Below are 460 nucleotides of genomic sequence, written 5' to 3'. Positions count from 1 at the left end.
GTACGGCCTGTACGGGCCCGGCGCAGCCGGAAGCGCGACGTCAGCCGGGAGCCGTACCGGAAGCGGAGGCCGTACGGGAAGCAGGAGCGGAACGACGGGAGGCGACTCTCGCGGAGAGCGGCCCGGAGACCGGCACGGTGCCCGGGCGCGGCCGTTCGCGCTCGGGCTGTGCGCACCCCACCGGGACGGCGTGGACGGTGCGATCGCCGCCGTGGCCGTCGTCCTGCTCGCGCTGCTCGGTGAGCGCCGGGCCGCGGAGGCGGAGGAGCGGCGCTCGGCCGCACTCGTACGGCTGATGCTCGGCGCGCCCCCCGAGGAGGCGGCGGAGCTGCTGGGCGACGGTGCGCAGCGGTGGACCGTCGTACACGGCAGACGCCGGCGCGGCCACGGCGGCGGTACGGCGCAGCGGCCCGCTCACGGACATGAACAGGCGGACGCGGACGGGGAGTTCACGGCGGCG

1 pseudogene is annotated in these 460 nt (G+C 77.4%); it reads left to right on the top strand.

Annotation, left to right across the window (positions count from 1 at the left end):
• Positions 1-190 precede the first annotated feature (190 nt).
• Positions 191-460 (top strand): annotated as a pseudogene (locus AN218_RS38205) (PucR family transcriptional regulator); the annotation flags it as partial.

The sequence above is a fragment of the Streptomyces nanshensis genome, assembly GCF_001751255.1.
GTDB classification, from domain to species: Bacteria; Actinomycetota; Actinomycetes; order Streptomycetales; family Streptomycetaceae; genus Streptomyces; species Streptomyces nanshensis_A.
The sequence above is the reverse complement of the archived record's forward strand: the minus strand, read 5'-3'. Positions and strand labels throughout refer to the sequence as shown.